The organism is uncultured Sphingomonas sp., assembly GCF_964237335.1.
Taxonomy (GTDB): Bacteria; Pseudomonadota; Alphaproteobacteria; order Sphingomonadales; family Sphingomonadaceae; genus Sphingomonas.
The window spans coordinates 36,538-52,832 of record NZ_CAXSHM010000010.1; the positions used below are offsets into that span (position 1 = coordinate 36,538).

The 16,295-nt window shown below is 70.4% G+C and carries 18 protein-coding genes; 13 read left to right on the forward strand and 5 right to left on the reverse strand.

What is annotated here, in order from left to right:
- Window positions 1-11 precede the first annotated feature (11 nt).
- Window positions 12-1,208 carry a glycosyltransferase gene (locus ACFE65_RS07160; RefSeq protein ID WP_375381662.1) on the forward strand — a complete coding sequence of 399 codons (1,197 nt, stop codon included), beginning with the start codon at window positions 12-14 and terminating at the stop codon, window positions 1,206-1,208.
- Here the strand turns inward: ACFE65_RS07160 and ACFE65_RS07165 are convergent.
- Window positions 1,195-2,637: an ArnT family glycosyltransferase gene (locus tag ACFE65_RS07165; protein ID WP_375381663.1), complete on the reverse strand. Its 1,443-nt coding sequence runs from the start codon at window positions 2,635-2,637 to the stop codon at window positions 1,195-1,197. The genes ACFE65_RS07160 and ACFE65_RS07165 overlap by 14 nt on opposite strands.
- A gap of 1 nt (window position 2,638) precedes the next feature.
- Window positions 2,639-3,373 carry a bifunctional 2-polyprenyl-6-hydroxyphenol methylase/3-demethylubiquinol 3-O-methyltransferase UbiG gene (gene ubiG, locus ACFE65_RS07170; RefSeq protein WP_375381718.1) on the reverse strand — a complete coding sequence of 245 codons (735 nt, stop codon included), beginning with the start codon at window positions 3,371-3,373 and terminating at the stop codon, window positions 2,639-2,641.
- A gap of 152 nt (window positions 3,374-3,525) precedes the next feature.
- Here ubiG and ACFE65_RS07175 point away from each other — a divergent pair, with 152 nt between their 5' ends.
- The 11 genes from ACFE65_RS07175 to ACFE65_RS07225 all read left to right on the forward strand — a co-directional run bounded on the left by ACFE65_RS07175 (window position 3,526) and on the right by ACFE65_RS07225 (window position 13,317).
- On the forward strand, window positions 3,526-4,785 hold the full coding sequence (locus ACFE65_RS07175; RefSeq protein WP_375381664.1) for an aspartate kinase: 1,260 nt from the start codon (window positions 3,526-3,528) through the stop codon (window positions 4,783-4,785).
- A complete protein-coding gene (locus ACFE65_RS07180; protein WP_375381665.1) occupies window positions 4,775-5,122 on the forward strand; it encodes a low molecular weight protein tyrosine phosphatase family protein in 348 nt (115 codons plus the stop codon). The genes ACFE65_RS07175 and ACFE65_RS07180 overlap by 11 nt, the downstream gene beginning before the upstream one ends.
- Before the next feature lie 860 nt (window positions 5,123-5,982).
- Window positions 5,983-6,969, forward strand: coding sequence for an NAD(P)H-dependent flavin oxidoreductase (locus ACFE65_RS07185; RefSeq protein WP_375381719.1), 987 nt, complete (start codon window positions 5,983-5,985; stop codon window positions 6,967-6,969).
- 246 nt (window positions 6,970-7,215) lie between these two features.
- Window positions 7,216-7,896 (forward strand): hypothetical protein, encoded by a 681-nt coding sequence (locus tag ACFE65_RS07190; protein ID WP_375381666.1) that lies wholly within the window; start codon window positions 7,216-7,218, stop codon window positions 7,894-7,896.
- Window positions 7,897-7,997: 101 nt separating this feature from the next.
- Window positions 7,998-8,483, forward strand: a complete 486-nt coding sequence (locus ACFE65_RS07195) for a YbgC/FadM family acyl-CoA thioesterase (RefSeq protein ID WP_375381667.1) — start codon at window positions 7,998-8,000, stop codon at window positions 8,481-8,483.
- Window positions 8,480-9,175 (forward strand): protein TolQ, encoded by a 696-nt coding sequence (gene tolQ, locus ACFE65_RS07200; RefSeq protein WP_375381668.1) that lies wholly within the window; start codon window positions 8,480-8,482, stop codon window positions 9,173-9,175. Before ACFE65_RS07195 ends, tolQ begins: the two co-directional genes overlap by 4 nt.
- Before the next feature lie 4 nt (window positions 9,176-9,179).
- A complete protein-coding gene (gene tolR / locus ACFE65_RS07205; RefSeq protein ID WP_375381669.1) occupies window positions 9,180-9,611 on the forward strand; it encodes a protein TolR in 432 nt (143 codons plus the stop codon).
- Between the two features lie 10 nt (window positions 9,612-9,621).
- Window positions 9,622-10,674 (forward strand): cell envelope biogenesis protein TolA, encoded by a 1,053-nt coding sequence (locus tag ACFE65_RS07210; protein WP_375381670.1) that lies wholly within the window; start codon window positions 9,622-9,624, stop codon window positions 10,672-10,674.
- 11 nt (window positions 10,675-10,685) lie between these two features.
- The gene (tolB, locus tag ACFE65_RS07215; RefSeq protein WP_375381671.1) at window positions 10,686-12,077 is read left to right on the forward strand and encodes a Tol-Pal system beta propeller repeat protein TolB; all 1,392 of its coding nucleotides are present in this window, start codon (window positions 10,686-10,688) and stop codon (window positions 12,075-12,077) included.
- A 48-nt stretch (window positions 12,078-12,125) separates the two neighbouring features.
- Window positions 12,126-12,647 (forward strand): peptidoglycan-associated lipoprotein Pal, encoded by a 522-nt coding sequence (gene pal, locus ACFE65_RS07220; protein WP_375381672.1) that lies wholly within the window; start codon window positions 12,126-12,128, stop codon window positions 12,645-12,647.
- A 148-nt stretch (window positions 12,648-12,795) separates the two neighbouring features.
- Entirely contained in the window at window positions 12,796-13,317 is a 522-nt protein-coding gene (locus ACFE65_RS07225) for a ferritin-like domain-containing protein (RefSeq protein ID WP_375381673.1), read from the forward strand.
- Between the two features lie 96 nt (window positions 13,318-13,413).
- On the opposite strand, the gene ACFE65_RS07230 is transcribed toward ACFE65_RS07225, so the two are convergent.
- Window positions 13,414-13,839, reverse strand: coding sequence for a DUF1810 domain-containing protein (locus tag ACFE65_RS07230; protein WP_375381674.1), 426 nt, complete (start codon window positions 13,837-13,839; stop codon window positions 13,414-13,416).
- A gap of 53 nt (window positions 13,840-13,892) precedes the next feature.
- Between ACFE65_RS07230 and ACFE65_RS07235 the strand changes: the two genes are divergently transcribed.
- Window positions 13,893-14,510 (forward strand): YbhB/YbcL family Raf kinase inhibitor-like protein, encoded by a 618-nt coding sequence (locus tag ACFE65_RS07235; RefSeq protein ID WP_375381675.1) that lies wholly within the window; start codon window positions 13,893-13,895, stop codon window positions 14,508-14,510.
- A gap of 8 nt (window positions 14,511-14,518) precedes the next feature.
- Here ACFE65_RS07235 and ACFE65_RS07240 read toward each other — a convergent pair whose 3' ends face one another.
- Entirely contained in the window at window positions 14,519-15,595 is a 1,077-nt protein-coding gene (locus ACFE65_RS07240) for a GGDEF domain-containing protein (protein WP_375381676.1), read from the reverse strand.
- An 81-nt stretch (window positions 15,596-15,676) separates the two neighbouring features.
- Entirely contained in the window at window positions 15,677-16,240 is a 564-nt protein-coding gene (locus tag ACFE65_RS07245) for a peroxiredoxin (protein ID WP_375381677.1), read from the reverse strand.
- Window positions 16,241-16,295 lie beyond the last annotated feature (55 nt).

Consider the following 16,295-nt stretch of genomic DNA (forward strand, 5'->3'; position numbering starts at 1 on the left):
CCGGCCGAGCCGTGCGGATCGTCGACGTCAACGAGTTCTACTCGCCGAGCGGCGGCGGCGTGCGCACCTATATCGACCGCAAGATGGGCATCATGGCGGAACTGGGCCACGAGCTGATCTGCATCGCGCCGGGGCGGGAGGATCGCGTCGAGGAGCGGCCGGGCGGCGGGATGGTCCACTACGTCCGGTCGCCGGGGATGCCGTTCGACCGCAACTACGGCCTGTTCTGGGACGCCGCGCCGGTAACGGCGCTGCTCGACCGCTACCGACCGGACCTCGTCGAATGCTCGTCGCCGTGGCGTCCGGCGTGGATCGTCGGGCAGTGGGACGGAGATGCCGTCGCCCGGGCGACCAAAGTGTTCTTCATGCACAACGACAACGTCGCTGCCTATGCGCAGCGGTGGCTGGAGGGCGTGGCGAGCCACGAGCGGATCGAGCGCGGTTTCGCCTGGTACTCACGCTACATGGGTCGGTTCCTCGACCGGTACGATGCGGTCGTCACCAACGGGCCGGCGCTGGAGAAGCGGCTGCGCGCGCGCGGGCTCCGGATCGACGCGGCGATGCCGCTGGGGATCGAGCGCGGACATTTCTCCCCCACATTGCGTGACGAGGGGCTGCGCGCCGCACTGCTTGAGCAGTGCGACCTGCCGCCGGAGGCGCTGCTGCTGCTGGGGCTCGGCCGTCATCACCCCGAGAAGCGCTGGCCGATGGTGGTGGAGGCGGTGCAGCGCGCGGGCGCATCCGTTCCCGTCGGCCTGATCCTGATCGGCACCGGCATGGACAGTGCGCGCATCGAGCGGCGGCTGCGTGGCGGCCCGCACATCCGGCTGTTCCGCCCGGTGTACGATCGCGAGCGGCTGGCGCGGATCATGGCGAGCGCGGACGCGCTGGTGCACGGGTCGGAGGCGGAGCCGTTCGGGCTGGTCGCGTCGGAGGCGATGGCCGCGGGCCTGCCGCTGATCGTGCCCGACACCGGCGGCTGCGCGGAGGTAGCCGAGCCGCATTCCTCCGAGCTTTATGCGGCGCGTGACCCGGGCGCGCTGGCGGCGGCGATCGTGCGATTCGCCGGCCGCGACCGCGCGATGGTCCGGCGCGCGGCGGTGCTGGCCGCCGGGCGGGTGCGGACCGATCGCGAGCATGTCGAGGACCTGCTTGGCTATTACGCCCGGCTGATCGACGCCAAGCGCGCGGGCGTCATCGCGGCCTGACATAGAGGCTGAAGGCCGTACCCGGCACCGGCGTGCGCCGATAGCCATGCGCCGTCGCCCATTGCGCCAGCGCCGCCTCGAGCGGAGCGTCACCGACGCCGCCGCCCGTCAATATCCCCTCGGGCCGGATCGCCAGCCCCGCATCGATCCGCGCCAGCGAGACGAGATGCGCGCGCGCCTCCGCGGCCGGATCGATCAGGTTCCGGGTCCGGAAATAGAATGGTCCGGTGGCGAAGCGCGGATCGGGCAGGCGATAGGTGGCAGGCAGATATTGCGGCGACAGGGTGACGACCGTCTGCACGACCTGCGTCCGGTCCATCGCCGTCCGGATCGCCGCACCGTCATGCATCGCCCGCGCCATCGCCGGGCCGGCGCCGGCGGCGTCGACCAGCGCGGCGACGCTGGGGGCGAGCCCGGCGACCGCGAACACGATGGCGCCGATCCGCCATGCGCTTGCCGGCGGTCGAGCCTCCCAGGCGAGCGCGAGCAGCAGGAACAGCGGCGGCAATACCGGCACCAGATATTGCCGCATCGTCGGCGCGGGCGCGATCGCGGCAAGCAGGCATGCGGCCAGCATCGCCGCCAACAGCCGCTCGCGTGATCCCACCGGCCCTCGTGCGACTATCTTGGGCGCGACGATCACGAGCGCGAGCAGCGCGGGGCCGAGCGCGAGGAACTTGGCCAGGTCGACAGCCTTGCCCGCCAGCGACATGCGCCACGAGCCGGCACCGTACCAAAGCCCCGGCGCATCGTGCGGGAAGGTCCAGATGCCGAGCCAGGCCTCCGCCGGCGCGCTCCAGACGACCGACGCGACCAGCCCGGCCGCCGGCAGCACCCCGGCGCCGACCACCGACGGTAGCCGCCGCCGATCGACCCGCGCGGCGCCGAGATAGGCGAGGAGCGGCAGGAGGTAGCTCACCTTCGTCGCCGCCGCGGCCCCGAGCAACAGCCCGATGCCCAGCGCGCGCTGCCGCGTCGCGGCATCCTCCTGCTTCATCGCCAGCCACAGCGCCGCCGACAGGCAGGCAAGCGGCAGCGCGTCGTTGCGCGCGGTGCCGGCGCCGAACAGCAGCGGCTCGGAGCAGGCCATCAGTCCCGCCACCGCCAGGGCCACCCCCGACCGCACCCCCGCCGCCCGCGCGCCGGCATGGACGAACCCGATTGCGGCCGCGCCGAGCAGCGCGTCCGCGATCCTCAGCGCCGGCCATGCCCAGCTTCCGGCCAGCGCCGCCACCGGCGCGAACGCCAGCGGTTGGAGCGGCGTCTGAAGATAGGCATAGTCGCGATATGGGAGCAGCCGGTGCGCGCTTAGCACCGCGGCGGCGACATACTGGCTTTCGTCATGGTCCACCGGCCGTACCAGCGCCAGCGCGCACAGGACCAGCGCCAGCGCCGCCAGCAGCAGCCAGTGCCGGCGCGCCGCCGTCATCTCAGCCCCGGGTCGCGGTGAGGAAATAGTCGAGCGCCAGGCTGTCGCTGAGCGCGAAGCCCCGAGTCGGCGAGAGGCCGAGGCCACGCGTGCCCGTCACCGTCAGCCCGGCCGCCTCCACCATCCCGGTCAGCTCGTCGGGCGTCAGGAACCGGTGCCAGTCGTGCGTGCCGCGCGGGATCAGCCCCGTCACCTCCGCCGCGCCGACCAGCGCCAGCCGTGTCAGCGGCGTGCGGTTGGGGGTCGAGAGGATCATCAGCCCGCCGGGCGCGAGCGCGTCGGCGAGCGCGCCGACGAACCCCGGCTGGTCGACGACATGCTCGATGACCTCCAGGCTGCACACCAGATCGAACCGCTCGCCCGCAATCGCGCCGGTGCTGCCCGCGCGATAGTCGATGGCGAAGCCTCCCGTGGCGGCATGGGCGCGCGCGGCGGCGACGTTCTCGGGCGCCGCGTCCACTCCGGTGACGTCCGCCCCCATCCGCGCGAGCGGCTCGGCGAGCAGCCCCGCGCCGCAGCCCATGTCGAGCGCGCGCCGGCCGGCGAGCGGGCGGAAGCCGGCGGAATTGCAGCCCCAATGCGCGTCGGCCGCGGCGCGGATGAAGCCGAGCCGCACGGGGTTCAGCCGGTGGAGCATCGCCGACGAGCCCTTCGGATCCCACCACTGCTCCGCCTGTCGCCCAAAATGCGCCGCCTCGGCTGGGTCGATCATCCCCGGCTCCGCCGGCGGGGGCATCGTGTCGGTGACGGTCGGGGCCGCCTCGCTTGCGCTCGTCATGGCCGGTTCCTATCAGGGCCGCCCCCGCATCCGGCAAGGCAAATCCCGCCCCGATGGCTTCCCGCGCATCCCGTCCCGACCTCCGTCCTGGCCGACGTCCCCGCATCGTCATGAAGTTCGGCGGCACGTCGATGGCCGGCATCGAGCGCATCCGCTCGGTCGCGGCGCGGGTGAAGCGCGAGGTCGAGGCGGGACACGAGGTCGCGGTGGTCGTCTCGGCGATGGCGGGGGAGACGGATCGGCTGGTCGGCTTCTGCCGCGAGGCGTCGCCGCTCTACGATCGGGCCGAATATGACGTGGTCGTCTCGGCGGGCGAGCAGGTGACGAGCGGGCTGCTCGCGATCGCGCTCCAGGCGATCGGCGTGCCGGCACGCTCCTGGCTCGGCTGGCAGTTGCCGGTCCGCACCGACGACGCGCATGCCAAGGCACGGATCGGCGCGATCGACACCGCCGCGCTCGACGCGAGCCTGTCCGCCGGCGAGGTGGCGGTGATCCCGGGCTTCCAGGGCGTGACCGACGGCGGTCGCTCGACGACGCTTGGCCGCGGCGGCTCCGACACCAGCGCGGTCGCTGTCGCGGCGGCGATGCGCGCGGAGCGGTGCGACATCTACACCGACGTCGACGGCGTCTACACCACCGACCCCCGCATCGTCCCGCGTGCGCGCAAACTCGCCAAGGTGACCTATGAGGAGATGCTGGAGCTCGCCAGCGTCGGCGCGAAGGTGCTGCAGACGCGCTCGGTCGGGTTGGCGATGAAGGAGGGCGTGCGCGTGCAGGTGCTGTCGTCCTTTACGGGCGCGCCAGATGGTGAGGGCGCGCCGATGGCGGACACGCTGCCCGGAACGATGATCGTGGGGGAGGAAGAGGTAGACGACATGGAACGCCAGCTCATCACCGGTATCGCGCACGACAAGAACGAGGCCAAGATCACCTTGACGCAGGTGCCCGACCGGCCCGGCGCGGTGGCCAGCATCTTCGCGCCGCTGGCGGACACCGGCATCAACGTCGACATGATCATCCAGAACGTCGCGCACATCCATGACGGGGCGACGGGATCGACCGACGTCACCTTCACCGTGCCGGCGGCGGACCTGGCGCGCAGCCTGGACGTGCTGGAGCAGGGGCGCGCCGCGATCGGCTACGAACGGATGGTCCACGACACGCGCGTCGCCAAGATCAGCGTCGTCGGCGTCGGCATGCGCAGCCATGCGGGCGTCGCGGCCACGATGTTCACGACGCTCGGCGCCCGCGGCATCAACGTGCAGGCGATCTCGACGAGCGAGATCAAGGTGAGCGTCCTGATCGACGAGGACGAGACGGAACTGGCGGTGCGGGTGCTGCACACGGCTTATGGGCTGGATGCGGCGTAGCTCGGTGAAGACCGTGCTGTTCGTGTGCAGCCAGAACCGGCTGCGCAGCCCTACGGCGGAGCAGGTGTTCGCGCACCGGCGCGATTTGGAAGTGGCCTCGGCCGGCACGAACATGGGCGCCGACACCCCGCTGTCGGGCGAGCTGGTCGAGTGGGCGGACGTGATCGTCGTCATGGAGAAACAGCATCGCGCCAAGGTACGGCAACGCTTCCGCCGTTGGCTGAACGGAAAGCCGATCATCTGCCTCGACATACCGGACGACTATGCGTTCATGGACCCGGCGCTCGTCGGCCTTCTCCAGACGCGGCTGGCGCGACATCTGCCGGTTAAGGGATGAGGCTCGATCGCGGACCTACGCTAATGTCAGATCGTGGCCGCACTTCGAGCAGTATCGACGCGGCCACGGATGACTGATCCCGACTAAGCAGGTGCTCGTGGTGAAAGGCGAGGTGCCGCACTCCGGACATCGAAAAAGCCAGAGCGACGCCGCACCGTGAGCGAGCCAAAACGCCATTCCAGGCAGTGCTCCGACCAGCCCCCAATGAATGAACGGCCAGAATAGCCAGAGTGGCGAGGCAATCAGAACCAGCATGGTCCATGCCATGAACAGCCATGCTTTGCGGTAGAGCGACATTGCCTGGTGGTACGCGGTAAGTTTTCCGCCGCCAATGTCGGTTTCCGATGCCTCAAATCCAGGCATGAGGGTGTTCCATCCTGTCGAGTGGGAGTGGCCCGGCGCTCCCCGGCAAGCCCGGCGATCCCCGCAAGCGGTTTCGACTCATCTGCCTACCCTGCTTCCGTTCGTCTTAAGCGACGTCGAGGGATATGGGGCGGACGTATCCCGAGGTGTCTCGACTTCGCTCGACACGAACGGGTTCGTGATGGTGCGCCGACCTAGGTGATGCCCCCCCCCCGGCTTGCGATGTTGGATAACTCGTGAAATCCTAACAACGTTCTTTGACAACTCCGTACCCTCGCTGCCGCTGCGCAGGCCCTGCCCGCGCCGCCGCGACATCGCGTTTTGGTGCGAAGTACTGTTACCTACTTTGTGCTGGCGTGATCGCGCCGCCCCGCTTGCCCCCGGCGCATCGCGCGCGGTAGGCCGTCGGGATGACCGATACGCTCGCCGCCGCTCCTGCTGAGATCCAGCCCGTGCCCACGCTCGATGCCACGGGCCGAGACCGGCTCGCCCGCGCGATGGCGCGTGGGGCGGCGTTCCTCGGCTCGACCTATGCGATCATGGGTGGGGCGATGTCGTGGGTGTCGGAGCGCAATCTGGTCGCCGCCATCTCGAACGCGGGCGGCTTTGGCGTGCTGGCATGCGGGGCGATGACGCCCGCGCTGCTCGACGCGGAGATCGCGGGGACGAAGGCGCTCACCGATAAGGCATTTGGCGTCAACCTCATCACCATGCACCCCGCGCTGACCGAGCTGATCGCGGTGTGCGCCGCGCATCGCGTCGGCCATGTCGTGCTGGCGGGGGGGCTGCCGCCGAAGGGCTCGCTGGAGGCTATAAAGGCGGGAGGTGCCAAGGTCGTCTGCTTCGCGCCGACGCTGGCGCTGGCGAAGAAGCTGATCCGGTCGGGCGTCGACGCGCTGGTGATCGAGGGGATGGAGGCGGGCGGGCATATCGGCCCCGTGTCGACGAGCGTGCTGGCGCAGGAGATGCTGCCCGAGATCGCCGACGCGGTGCCGGTGTTCGTCGCGGGCGGGATCGGGCGCGGCGAGGCGATCGCGGGCTATCTCGACATGGGCGCGGCGGGCGTGCAGCTCGGCACCAAGTTCGTGTGCGCGACCGAGTCGGTGGCCCACCCCGCGTTCAAACAGGCGTTCATCCGCGCGAGCGCGCGCGACGCGGTGGCGTCGGTGCAGCTCGATGCCCGGCTGCCCGTGATCCCGGTGCGCGCGCTCAAGAACGCCGGCGGCGAGCTGTTCACCGCCAAGCAGCGCGAGGTGGCGGGTCATCTCGACGAGGGGCGGGTGGCGATGGCGGAGGCGCAACTGTCGATCGAGCATTATTGGGCGGGCGCGCTGCGCCGCGCGGTGGTCGACGGCGACGTCGAGCATGGCAGCGTGATGGCCGGGCAGTCGGTGGGCATGGTCCGCCGCGAGGAGCCGGTCGCGGCGATCCTGGCCGAACTGGTGGACGAGGCGGCGGCGGCGCTGGGACGACGGGGGCGGTAGCGGCCTTCTTTTCTCATTTCTTCCCCCTTGCTTCCTTCTTTCCGTCTGACCTGAGCCCTTCGGCGATGCTCAGGACGAGCTTGTCGAAGGGGTGTCCTTCTTGTTGTGAAGGAGGAAAAAAGGGCAGTGCTTCGACAAGCTCAGCATGGACGGTGGGGGAGCCTGCTCCCGTCTTTCAGGCCAATCGTGAGCGTTCGTTAACCATTTACGCGCAGAGCGGTGCCGACCATCCGAAGGGCCGCCACCATGCCGCGTCATCTGCTCGCTCGCGCCCTGCGCGTCGTCCCCCTCCTCGCCGCGCTCGCGCTGGGAGCTTGCGCGCACCATAAAGTGGCTTTCGTCGACGCGCCGCCCGCGGTCGCGATGGTGGACGCGGCGCCGCTGCCGGTGATCGTCGCTCCGTCGCAGATCAACGCCAACCTCTCGTCGGCGGCGACGGTGTGGCATCTGCGCGCGGCGCTCAACGTCGCCGCGCTCGGCTGCCGCGCGGGCGGGGAGGCCGCGCTGGCGGCGCAGTACAACGCGCTGATCGCCGCGCAGAAGACGGCGCTGACGGCAGCCGAGTCGGGCCTGTCCACCGAGTTCCGCGCCGGCGGCGGCAAGTGGCAGGACCGGTACGACCATGCGATGACGCGGCTCTACAATTTCTTCGCGACGGCGCAGGCGCACGACCGGTTCTGCGCGGCGGCGGTGCGGGTGATGGCGGACGCGCAGGGCCTGGCTCCCGGCGCGCTGCCCGGCTTCGCGGCGCGGCAGCTGCCGGTGCTGGATGCGGCGTTCGCCCAGCCGGATCATCAGCCCCAATACCAGCCCGCTCCGGTTCGCTTCGCCGAGCCGGTGATCGCGCTCGCTGCCGGACCCACCGCGACCCAGCCGACCGCGCACCCGCGGATGGAACTCGACCTGTCGGCGCTACCGGCGGACTGACCGGTTCGGCACCCTTAAACAGCGGGCCGGTGCCGCATCCGCTTGCGCGGATCGAGCCAATCGCCTTCCCCCGCCGCCGGGCTTGGGCTACCAGCGCCCGGATGGTTAATCCGGGGGACGATCAGCCGCAGGGAGGGCGCTTTGCGGGCGGCGAGCATCGCTTCCCGGTGCGCGTCTTCTACGAGGACACCGACCTGTCGGGCGTGGTCTACCACGCCAATTACCTCCGCTATCTCGAACGCGCGCGGTCGGACATGCTGGCGCTCGCCGGCATCGATCAGCGGGCCGCGTGGGAGGCGGGCGAGGGGGCTTGGGCGGTCGCCGACCTCGCGATCCGATATCGTGCGCCCGCCCGGCTGGGCGACGCGCTGCTCGTCGTCAGCCGGGTCCGCCACGTCCGCGCCGCCGCCGTCGCCATCCGGCAGACGGTCAGCCGAGCGGACCAGAGACTGATCGACGCCGACCTGACGGTCGCGCTCGTCTCGCCCGGAGGGCGGCCGCGACGGCAGCCGGCGGCGTGGCGCGGCATCTTCGAGGCGCTCGTGACGCAAGGGGACGACGACAAGACCATGGGCAAGCAAGCATGAACCATCTCGCGCTCAACACCGACGCGGCCAGCCTGTCGCCGATCGCGCTGTTCATCCAGGCCGATTGGGTCGTGCGGATCGTGATGCTGGGGCTGCTCGCCGCGAGCCTGTGGACCTGGGCGATCATCTGGAGCTTCTGGCGCCGGATCGGCCGCACCCGGCGCAACATCGACCGGTTCGAGCGCGATTTCTGGACGGCGGACGACATCGACGCCTTCCACAAAAAGGAGGGCGAGCGCGACCTGCCGATCGCGCGCGTGTTCGCCGCCGGCGTCAAGGAATGGCGCCGCTCGACCGCGGGCGGCCAGATCGACCGGTCGGGCACGCGCGAGCGGCTGGCGACTACGATGGGATCGGCGGCGGCGGCGGAGGTGGACCGGCTGTCCGATCGGCTGAACGTGCTCGCCACCGTCGGCTCGGTCGCGCCGTTCGTGGGGCTGTTCGGCACCGTATGGGGCATCATGCGCGCCTTCACCGGTATCGCGTCGGCTCAGAACTCCAGCTTGGCGGTCGTCGCGCCGGGTATCGCGGAGGCACTGTTCGCGACCGCGATCGGGCTGTTCGCGGCCATCCCGGCGGTGATCGCGTACAACCGTTTCGGCCATGGCGTGATCCGGATCGAGGCACGGCTCAACCGCTTCGCCGACGCATTCCATGCGACGCTGAGCCGCCAGCTCGACGGCGAGCGCTGACGCGATGGCGATGACACCCTCCAGCCGCGGTCGCGGCCGTTCCGCGCCGATGGCGGACATCAACGTCACGCCGCTCGTCGACGTGATGCTGGTGCTGCTCATCATCTTCATGGTGACGGCGCCGCTGATGACGGCCGGCGTGCCCGTCAACCTGCCCGACACGCGCGCCAAGCCGGTGGAGCAGGCGGACAAGCCGGTCGACATCGCGCTCGACGCGTCGGGCAAGCTGTTCATCGGCAAGGAAGCCGTCAGCGACGACGCGTTGCCCGATCGGCTTGAGGCGCTGGCCGCCCGCGCGCCGCTCGGCCTGCCGCCGCAAGTGATGCTGCGCGCCGACCGGACGCTGCCGTACGAGAAGGTGATGCGGGTCATGGGCGAGCTCAACCGCGCGGGGCTCAACCGGGTGGCGCTCGTCACCAACGTCGACGGCCGTTAGAGGACAGCGGATGGCCGGTGAGGGCATGGACCGGACGGAGAAGGTCGGCCTGGGCGTCGCCGCAGCCGGACATCTGGCGCTGTTCGGCCTGCTGTCGCTCGGGCTGCTGGTGGCGCCTGATCCCAAGAAGCTGGAGCAGCATCCGGTCGAGGTGAGCCTGGTCAAGGACGTGGGGCCGGAGCAGACCGCACCGCCCGCGCCGACGCCGCCGAGCCAGTCCGCCGCTCCCGACCAGGGCGCGCCCGAGGATGCGGCCCCCCTGCCGCCGGCTCCCGAGCCGGTTCCGCCCGCGCCCGCGCCGAAACCGCCCGAGCCGGCCCCGAAACCCAAGCCCGCGCCCAAGCCGGAACCGGCGCCCGAGCCCAAGCCGGTCCCCAAACCCGTTCCCGCGCCAAAGCCGGTGGCGAAGCCTGCACCCAAGCCCGCGCCGGCGCCCAAACCCGTTCCGAAGCCGAAGCCGATCGAGCCCGCCGCCGAGAAGGCGCCCACCAAACCGGCCAAGGCAAAGCCGACGACGGACGCCACGCCTGCCAAGCCCGCCAAAGCGGCCTCCGCGAAATCCGCTGCGCCCGCCAAGGCCTCCGCCAAGCCGGCGCCGACGACCGGCACCGGATCGGGGGAGGGCAAGGCGCCGCATCCGCGCGGATCGCGGCTGAGCGACGATCTGCTCAAGGGGCTGACGGATACGCCGAGCAAGGCGGCCCCGTCCGCCGCCGCGCCTGCCGCCCGGATCGGGGCGCAGGCGCTTGCCGGCATCGGCTCGGCGATCCAGCGGCAAATCCAGCCCTGCGCCAACCGGCAGGTCACGCCCGGGCCGGGCGCCGAGCGCATCCGCGTGTCGATCAACCTGAAGCTCAATCGCGACGGCAGCCTCGCCGCGGCGCCGCGCGTCGTGAACCATGATGGTGTGGATGACGACAATCGACGCTATCTCGATCGGGTGGACGATCTGGGCATCGCCGCCTTCACAGGATGCTCGCCGCTACACGGATTGCCCGACGACCTGTACGACGTGCCCGGCGGCTGGCGGAACATCACGCTCCGCTACAAGCTGCCCGGCTGAGGATTGATGCGATGACTCGCCTGCCTGCCCTTCTCGCTGCGCTGCTGTTCGGTGCCGCACCCGTGCCGCAAACCGTGCCGGCGCCCGCGCCCCGGACCCAGCCGGTGCCCGCCATCCCGGCAGGCCAGACGGCGCCCGCGCAGGATCTGGTCGTCGACGTCGAGGGCGGCACCACCGCGCCGCTGCCGATCGCGATCCCCGACATGCCGACGCCGACGGTGGCGGACACGCCCGCCGGCTCGACGGATGCGCTCGGCCGGCAGCTCAGCCAGATCATCACCACCGACCTCAAGAACTCCGGCCTTTTCACCCCGCTCGCGCCCGATCGCCTGCGCCCGGTGTCGTTCCCCGAGGTGACCGCGCCCGCCTTCGACGCCTGGGGGCAGACGGGCGCGCAGGCGCTGGTGCAGGGCTTCATCCGCGCCGACGGCGCCGGCACGCTGACGGTCGGCTGCTACCTGTACGACGTGTCGAGCCGCGCCGAGCTCGCGCGCCAGGGCTTCGTCGTCGCACCCGGCGACTGGCGCCGCGCCGCACATAAATGCGCCGACACCATCTACACCAAGCTGACCGGCGAGGGCCCGTATTTCGACAGCCGAGTGGCGTACGTGTCGGAGACCGGCTCCAAGGCGCACCGCGTCAAGCGGCTCGCGATCATGGACCAGGACGGCGCCAACCACCGCTTCCTGACCAACGGCCAGGCGATCGTGCTGACGCCGCGGTTCGCGCCCAACCAGCAGACGATCGTCTACATGAGCTACGAGGGCGATCGGCCGTCGATCTATACCTACAGCCTGGGGTCCGGCCAGCCGCGCCGCGTGGTGGCGAACCAGAACCTGACGTTCGCGCCGCGCTTCTCGCCAGACGGGCGGTACATCCTGTTCTCGATGATCCAGGCGGGCAATTCGGACATCTATCGCGTGGCCGCCGGTGGCGGCACGCCGCAGCGGCTGACGACCTCGCCCGGCATCGACACCGGCGGCAGCTATTCGCCGGACGGATCCAGGATCGTCTTTGAGAGCGACCGCTCGGGCGGGCAGCAGATCTACGTGATGAACGCGGACGGGTCCGACCAGCACCGCATCAGCTTCGGCGGCGGCCGCTATGCGACGCCGGTGTGGAGCCCGCGCGGCGACCTGATCGCCTTCACCAAGCTCGGCGGATCGTTCCGCATCGGCGTGATGGACCCGTCGGGCGGCGGCGAGCATCTGCTGACGGGATCGGCGCAGGACGAAGGGCCGAGCTGGTCCCCCAACGGCCGCGTGCTGATGTTCTTCCGGTCCGGTCAGGGCGGCGGGGGCCGGGCGAGCCTGTGGACGGTGGACCTGACGGGGCGGGTGGAGCGGCACGTGCCGACGCCGCTAGACGGGTCGGACCCGGCATGGGGACCGTTGCGGCCCTGACAGGCGTTACAGCGGCACCGACTAGAAGTAGCTTCCGGGAGAACACCGATGGCAAGACTGACCACCACCCTCATGGCCGCCGCCGCGCTCGTCGCGGTCGCCGGCTGCGCCAAGAAACGCCCCGCGGAGCTGCCGCCCGCGCCCGGTCCGGCGCCGGAGGACAGCGGCCCGCGTGGCGGCGGCGGTCCTGGCGACGGCGCGGTGGTCCCCGGTTCCGCGGCGGACTTCAAGCGGTCGGTCCAGTCGGACACCGTGCACTTCGGCCTCGACCAGTCCGACGTCGACGACCAGGCACGCGCGATCCTCGACACGCAGGCGCAATGGCTCGCCCGCTACCCGCGCCAGCGGATCACGATCGAGGGCCATTGCGACGAACGCGGCACGCGCGAGTACAACCTCGCGCTCGGCGACCGGCGCGCGAACGCGGCCAAGAACTATCTGGCGGAGCATGGCGTCGACGCGTCGCGGATCAGCGTCATCAGCTATGGCAAGGAGCGCCCGATCGCGGTCGGCTCGGACGAGGAGAGCTGGGCGCAGAACCGTCGCGCGGTGACGGTGGTGCTGAACTGATTCGATCCGCTCACGCGGGCCGGTGCCGTTCCGGTTCAGCTCGGCTGAACCGGCAAAGAACTCCCTGCAACCCGTCGGCGCATCGCTCGTTGAGCGCGTGATCGACGGGTTTCCCGCCGACCGTAATTTCTTGTCAAAGGATAGTATCATGGGCCTCTTCAGCAAGGACATCGCGACGTTCGAGGACCTGTTCCTCCACCAACTCCAGGACGTCTATTACGCCGAGCAACAGATCACCAAGGCGCTGCCCAAGATGATCGAGAAGGCGACGGCGCCCGCGCTACAGCAGGGCTTCCGCACGCATCTGACCGAGACGGAGAACCAGATCGAGCGGCTCGAGCAGGTGTTCGGCATCATCGGCGAGAAGGTGAAGGGCGTCACCTGCCCGGCGATCGACGGCATCATCAAGGAGGCCAATGAGGTGGCCGGCGAGATCAGCGACAAGCAGGTGCTCGACGCTGCGCTGATCGCCGCGGCGCAGGCGGTGGAGCATTACGAGATCGCCCGCTACGGTACGCTGATCGCCTGGGCCAAGCAGATCGGCCGCAGCGAGGTCGCCGCGATCCTGCAGCACACGCTCGACGAGGAATATGCGACCGACGACAAGCTGACCAAGCTGGCGACCGGCCAGGTCAACGCGGCAGCGGAAGCGGTGTCCGAGCCGGCGTAGTCATCATCTCGTCACCCCGGCCTTGAGCCGGGGTCCCGCTTCTCTAAAACGCAAGCAGGAGCGGGATCCCGGATCGAGTCCGGGGTGATGGGATGTTCAGGCTTTGAGCAAGCGTAAGGTCGCTGGATCCTTCGCACCATTGAAGAACATGGCGAGTGCCGCGTCCAGGGGCGCTCCAGCACCCGCTTCCAGGAACAGCGTCAGCGACGAGCGCAGTTTGATCGCGTCGATCCCGCCCAGGATCGTCTCCGCGCTTCTGTCCGGGTGACGCAATAGGGCCTCGGTCGCTCCGAGCAGCCGGGGCCCAAGCACCAGATGGGCAAGATACGCCTTCGCCTCGGCCAGCGATCCGATGGCATAGAAGCGGGCCGTCTCGCTCTGCCCCAGGCCGGCGATCTGTGGAAACACGAACCAGATCCAGTGACTGCGCTTCGATCCGGCCCTCAACTCGGCGAGCGCCTGGGCATAGTGTCGTTCCTGCGCTGTGAGGAAACGGTCGAGATCAAAGGGTTGGTCGGCCATCGCCCTTGAACGCCGGGCGGGCTCGCGCGTTTCCGTCGGCGAAGGAGAAGGCGATGCTCGAACATCTTCCCACCTGGCTCGGCCACGCGATGCGTAGCTGGCGCGCCGGGGCCGACAAGATCGCGATCGCGCAGCCGGGCCTCGCCACCGATGCCAGGCTGTCGCTCTCAAGTCCGGCCTTTGCCGACGGCGGCCGGCTGCCGCCGCGCTTCACCGCGGACGGAGAAGGCGTGTCGCCGCCGCTGGTGTGGGGCGATGTACCCGCGGGTACGACACGGCTCGCGCTGCTCGTCGAGGATGCCGACGCGCCCGTGCCGCAGCCGCTGGTGCATGCGGTTGTCTGGGGCCTCGCGCCCGATGCCGGTCGGCTGGCGGAGGGTGACATCGTCCCTGACGGTAAGGGGACGGGCGATCCCGATGTCGGACGCAACTCGTTCGGCCGCGAGGGCTGGCTGCCGCCCGATCCGCCGACCGGTCACGGCGACCACCGCTACGTCTTCCAGCTGTTCGCGCTCGGCGCCGGCGCGGGCGATCCGGGCGACGATCCGAACCGGTCGGCGCTGGTGAAGGCGATGGACGGTCATGTGTTGGCCGTCGGCCTTCTGATCGGGCTTTATTCACGCGGCGAGCCGGCGGTGGTGGCGGGCGTGGGAGTGCTGGCCACCGGCTGACGGTAAGCTCAGTCGGCGACCAGCACCCGGTCGCGTCCCTCGGCCTTGGCGCGGTACAGGGCGCGATCGATCCGGGTCAGCGCCGATTCGAGCCCTTCCGACGCGATCAGGCTGCCGACCCCGGCCGAGAAACTGATCGACCCGAGCGGCTGATCGGTCTCGCGCGACCGGAACCGCTTGGCGGCGACGGCGGCGCGTGCGCCATCGATCAACCGCTCGGCAGCGGTGGCCGGTTCGCCAGCCATCAGCACGACGAACTCCTCGCCGCCATGCCGCGCGACCAGATGCGGCTTGCAATGGGCTGTCAGCGTCTGGCCGATCGCGGTCAGCACCCGGTCCCCCACCGCATGGCCGAAGCCATCGTTCACCTGCTTGAACCGATCGATGTCGCAGATCGCGAGGCAGGCGGGGACGGCGGGATCGAGCGCGGCGAACGCCTCCTCGAACGCGCGGCGGTTGGGCAGGTTGGTCAGCGGATCGCGCCGGGCGGACCCTTGCGCCTCCGCCAGCCGCTCGCGCAGGTCGCTCGCCTCTTCCGTCGCGCGCTGCAGCCGGCGCTCGCTGGTGCGCACGCGTTCCACCATCATCCCGGTCAGCCGGACGATGTCGTCGATGCCCATCGGATCCCCCGACCGGCGGATCGCCTCCGCGCTGGCGGCAAGGTCGCGACCAAAGCCGCGCGCCTCGTCCTGCACCTCGCGGACCATCTCGGCGAAGCCCTCCACCTGCTTCTGCGTGCGCGCGACCAGCGTCGCATCCGGCTCGTCCGCTGCACCTTCGGGCTGAAGCGGCAGCGTGGTGGTGGAGACGGTGCCGCCCAGCGCCTCGATCTGCGTGCCTGTCAGTCGGACGCCGCCGTCGGTCAACCGCGCGACCGAATGCGCGAGCGGGCCATGCTCGTCGCGCAGCACATGGTAGGCGAAGGCGTAATGACCGGGCTCGGGGCTCAGCCGATGCTCGGCGAGGAACGTCCCGATCCGGCGGAACAGGTCGTTGCTGGTCGGTGTCTCCGTCCGCCGCTTGGCCGCAACCATCCCGTCCCCGCCTTCCGCCCCCGCGCGACCGGCGACCCCGCCGCCGGCCATGCACCGATCGCCCCGTGTAGCGCGGCGGGTGTCAATAAAGCGTAAGGACGGGGCCGGACGCGCAGGCCCGGATGGCCGAACTCAGTGGGCGACGGGCGCCAGCTTGCGTACTGCCGCGAGCGTAAGCGACACATGCTCGGCCGGGCTCATGTCGGAATGGACGAAGCTGATCGTGCCGTTGGGGGCGATGACATAGCTGGTGCGGTTGGTGTGCGCCCGCATCTGGCCGTCGGGTCCGGCGAACTGCTTGCCCAGGTCGACGTCATAGCCCTTGACCACCGCCGGCCCGGCGCTCGCGACCGCGAACTGGCCGGCGCACTTCTCGGTAGAGAACTTGGTCAGCGTCGGAACGTCGTCGGTCGACATGCCGATCACGGTCGCGCCTGCCTTCCTGAACTCCGGGATCGCCTCGGCGAACGCATGCGCCTCGGCGTTGCAGCCGCCGGTATAGGCGGCGGGGAAGAAGTACAGCACGACCGGACCCTTCTTCAGCTCGGCGGCGAGGCTGACCGGGATCACCTTGCCGGCGACCGCGCCGCGGGTCGCGAAATCGGGGGCGTGCGCGCCGGGAGCGAGCGTCGCGACCGCGGGGGCGGCGAACGCAGCAGTGGCGGCGAGGGCGAGGAACGGACGGAAGGGGCGCATGGACGATCTCCGGATGATGCCAAGCGATCCTAGCGCAGCGCGGCGCGGCGCGATA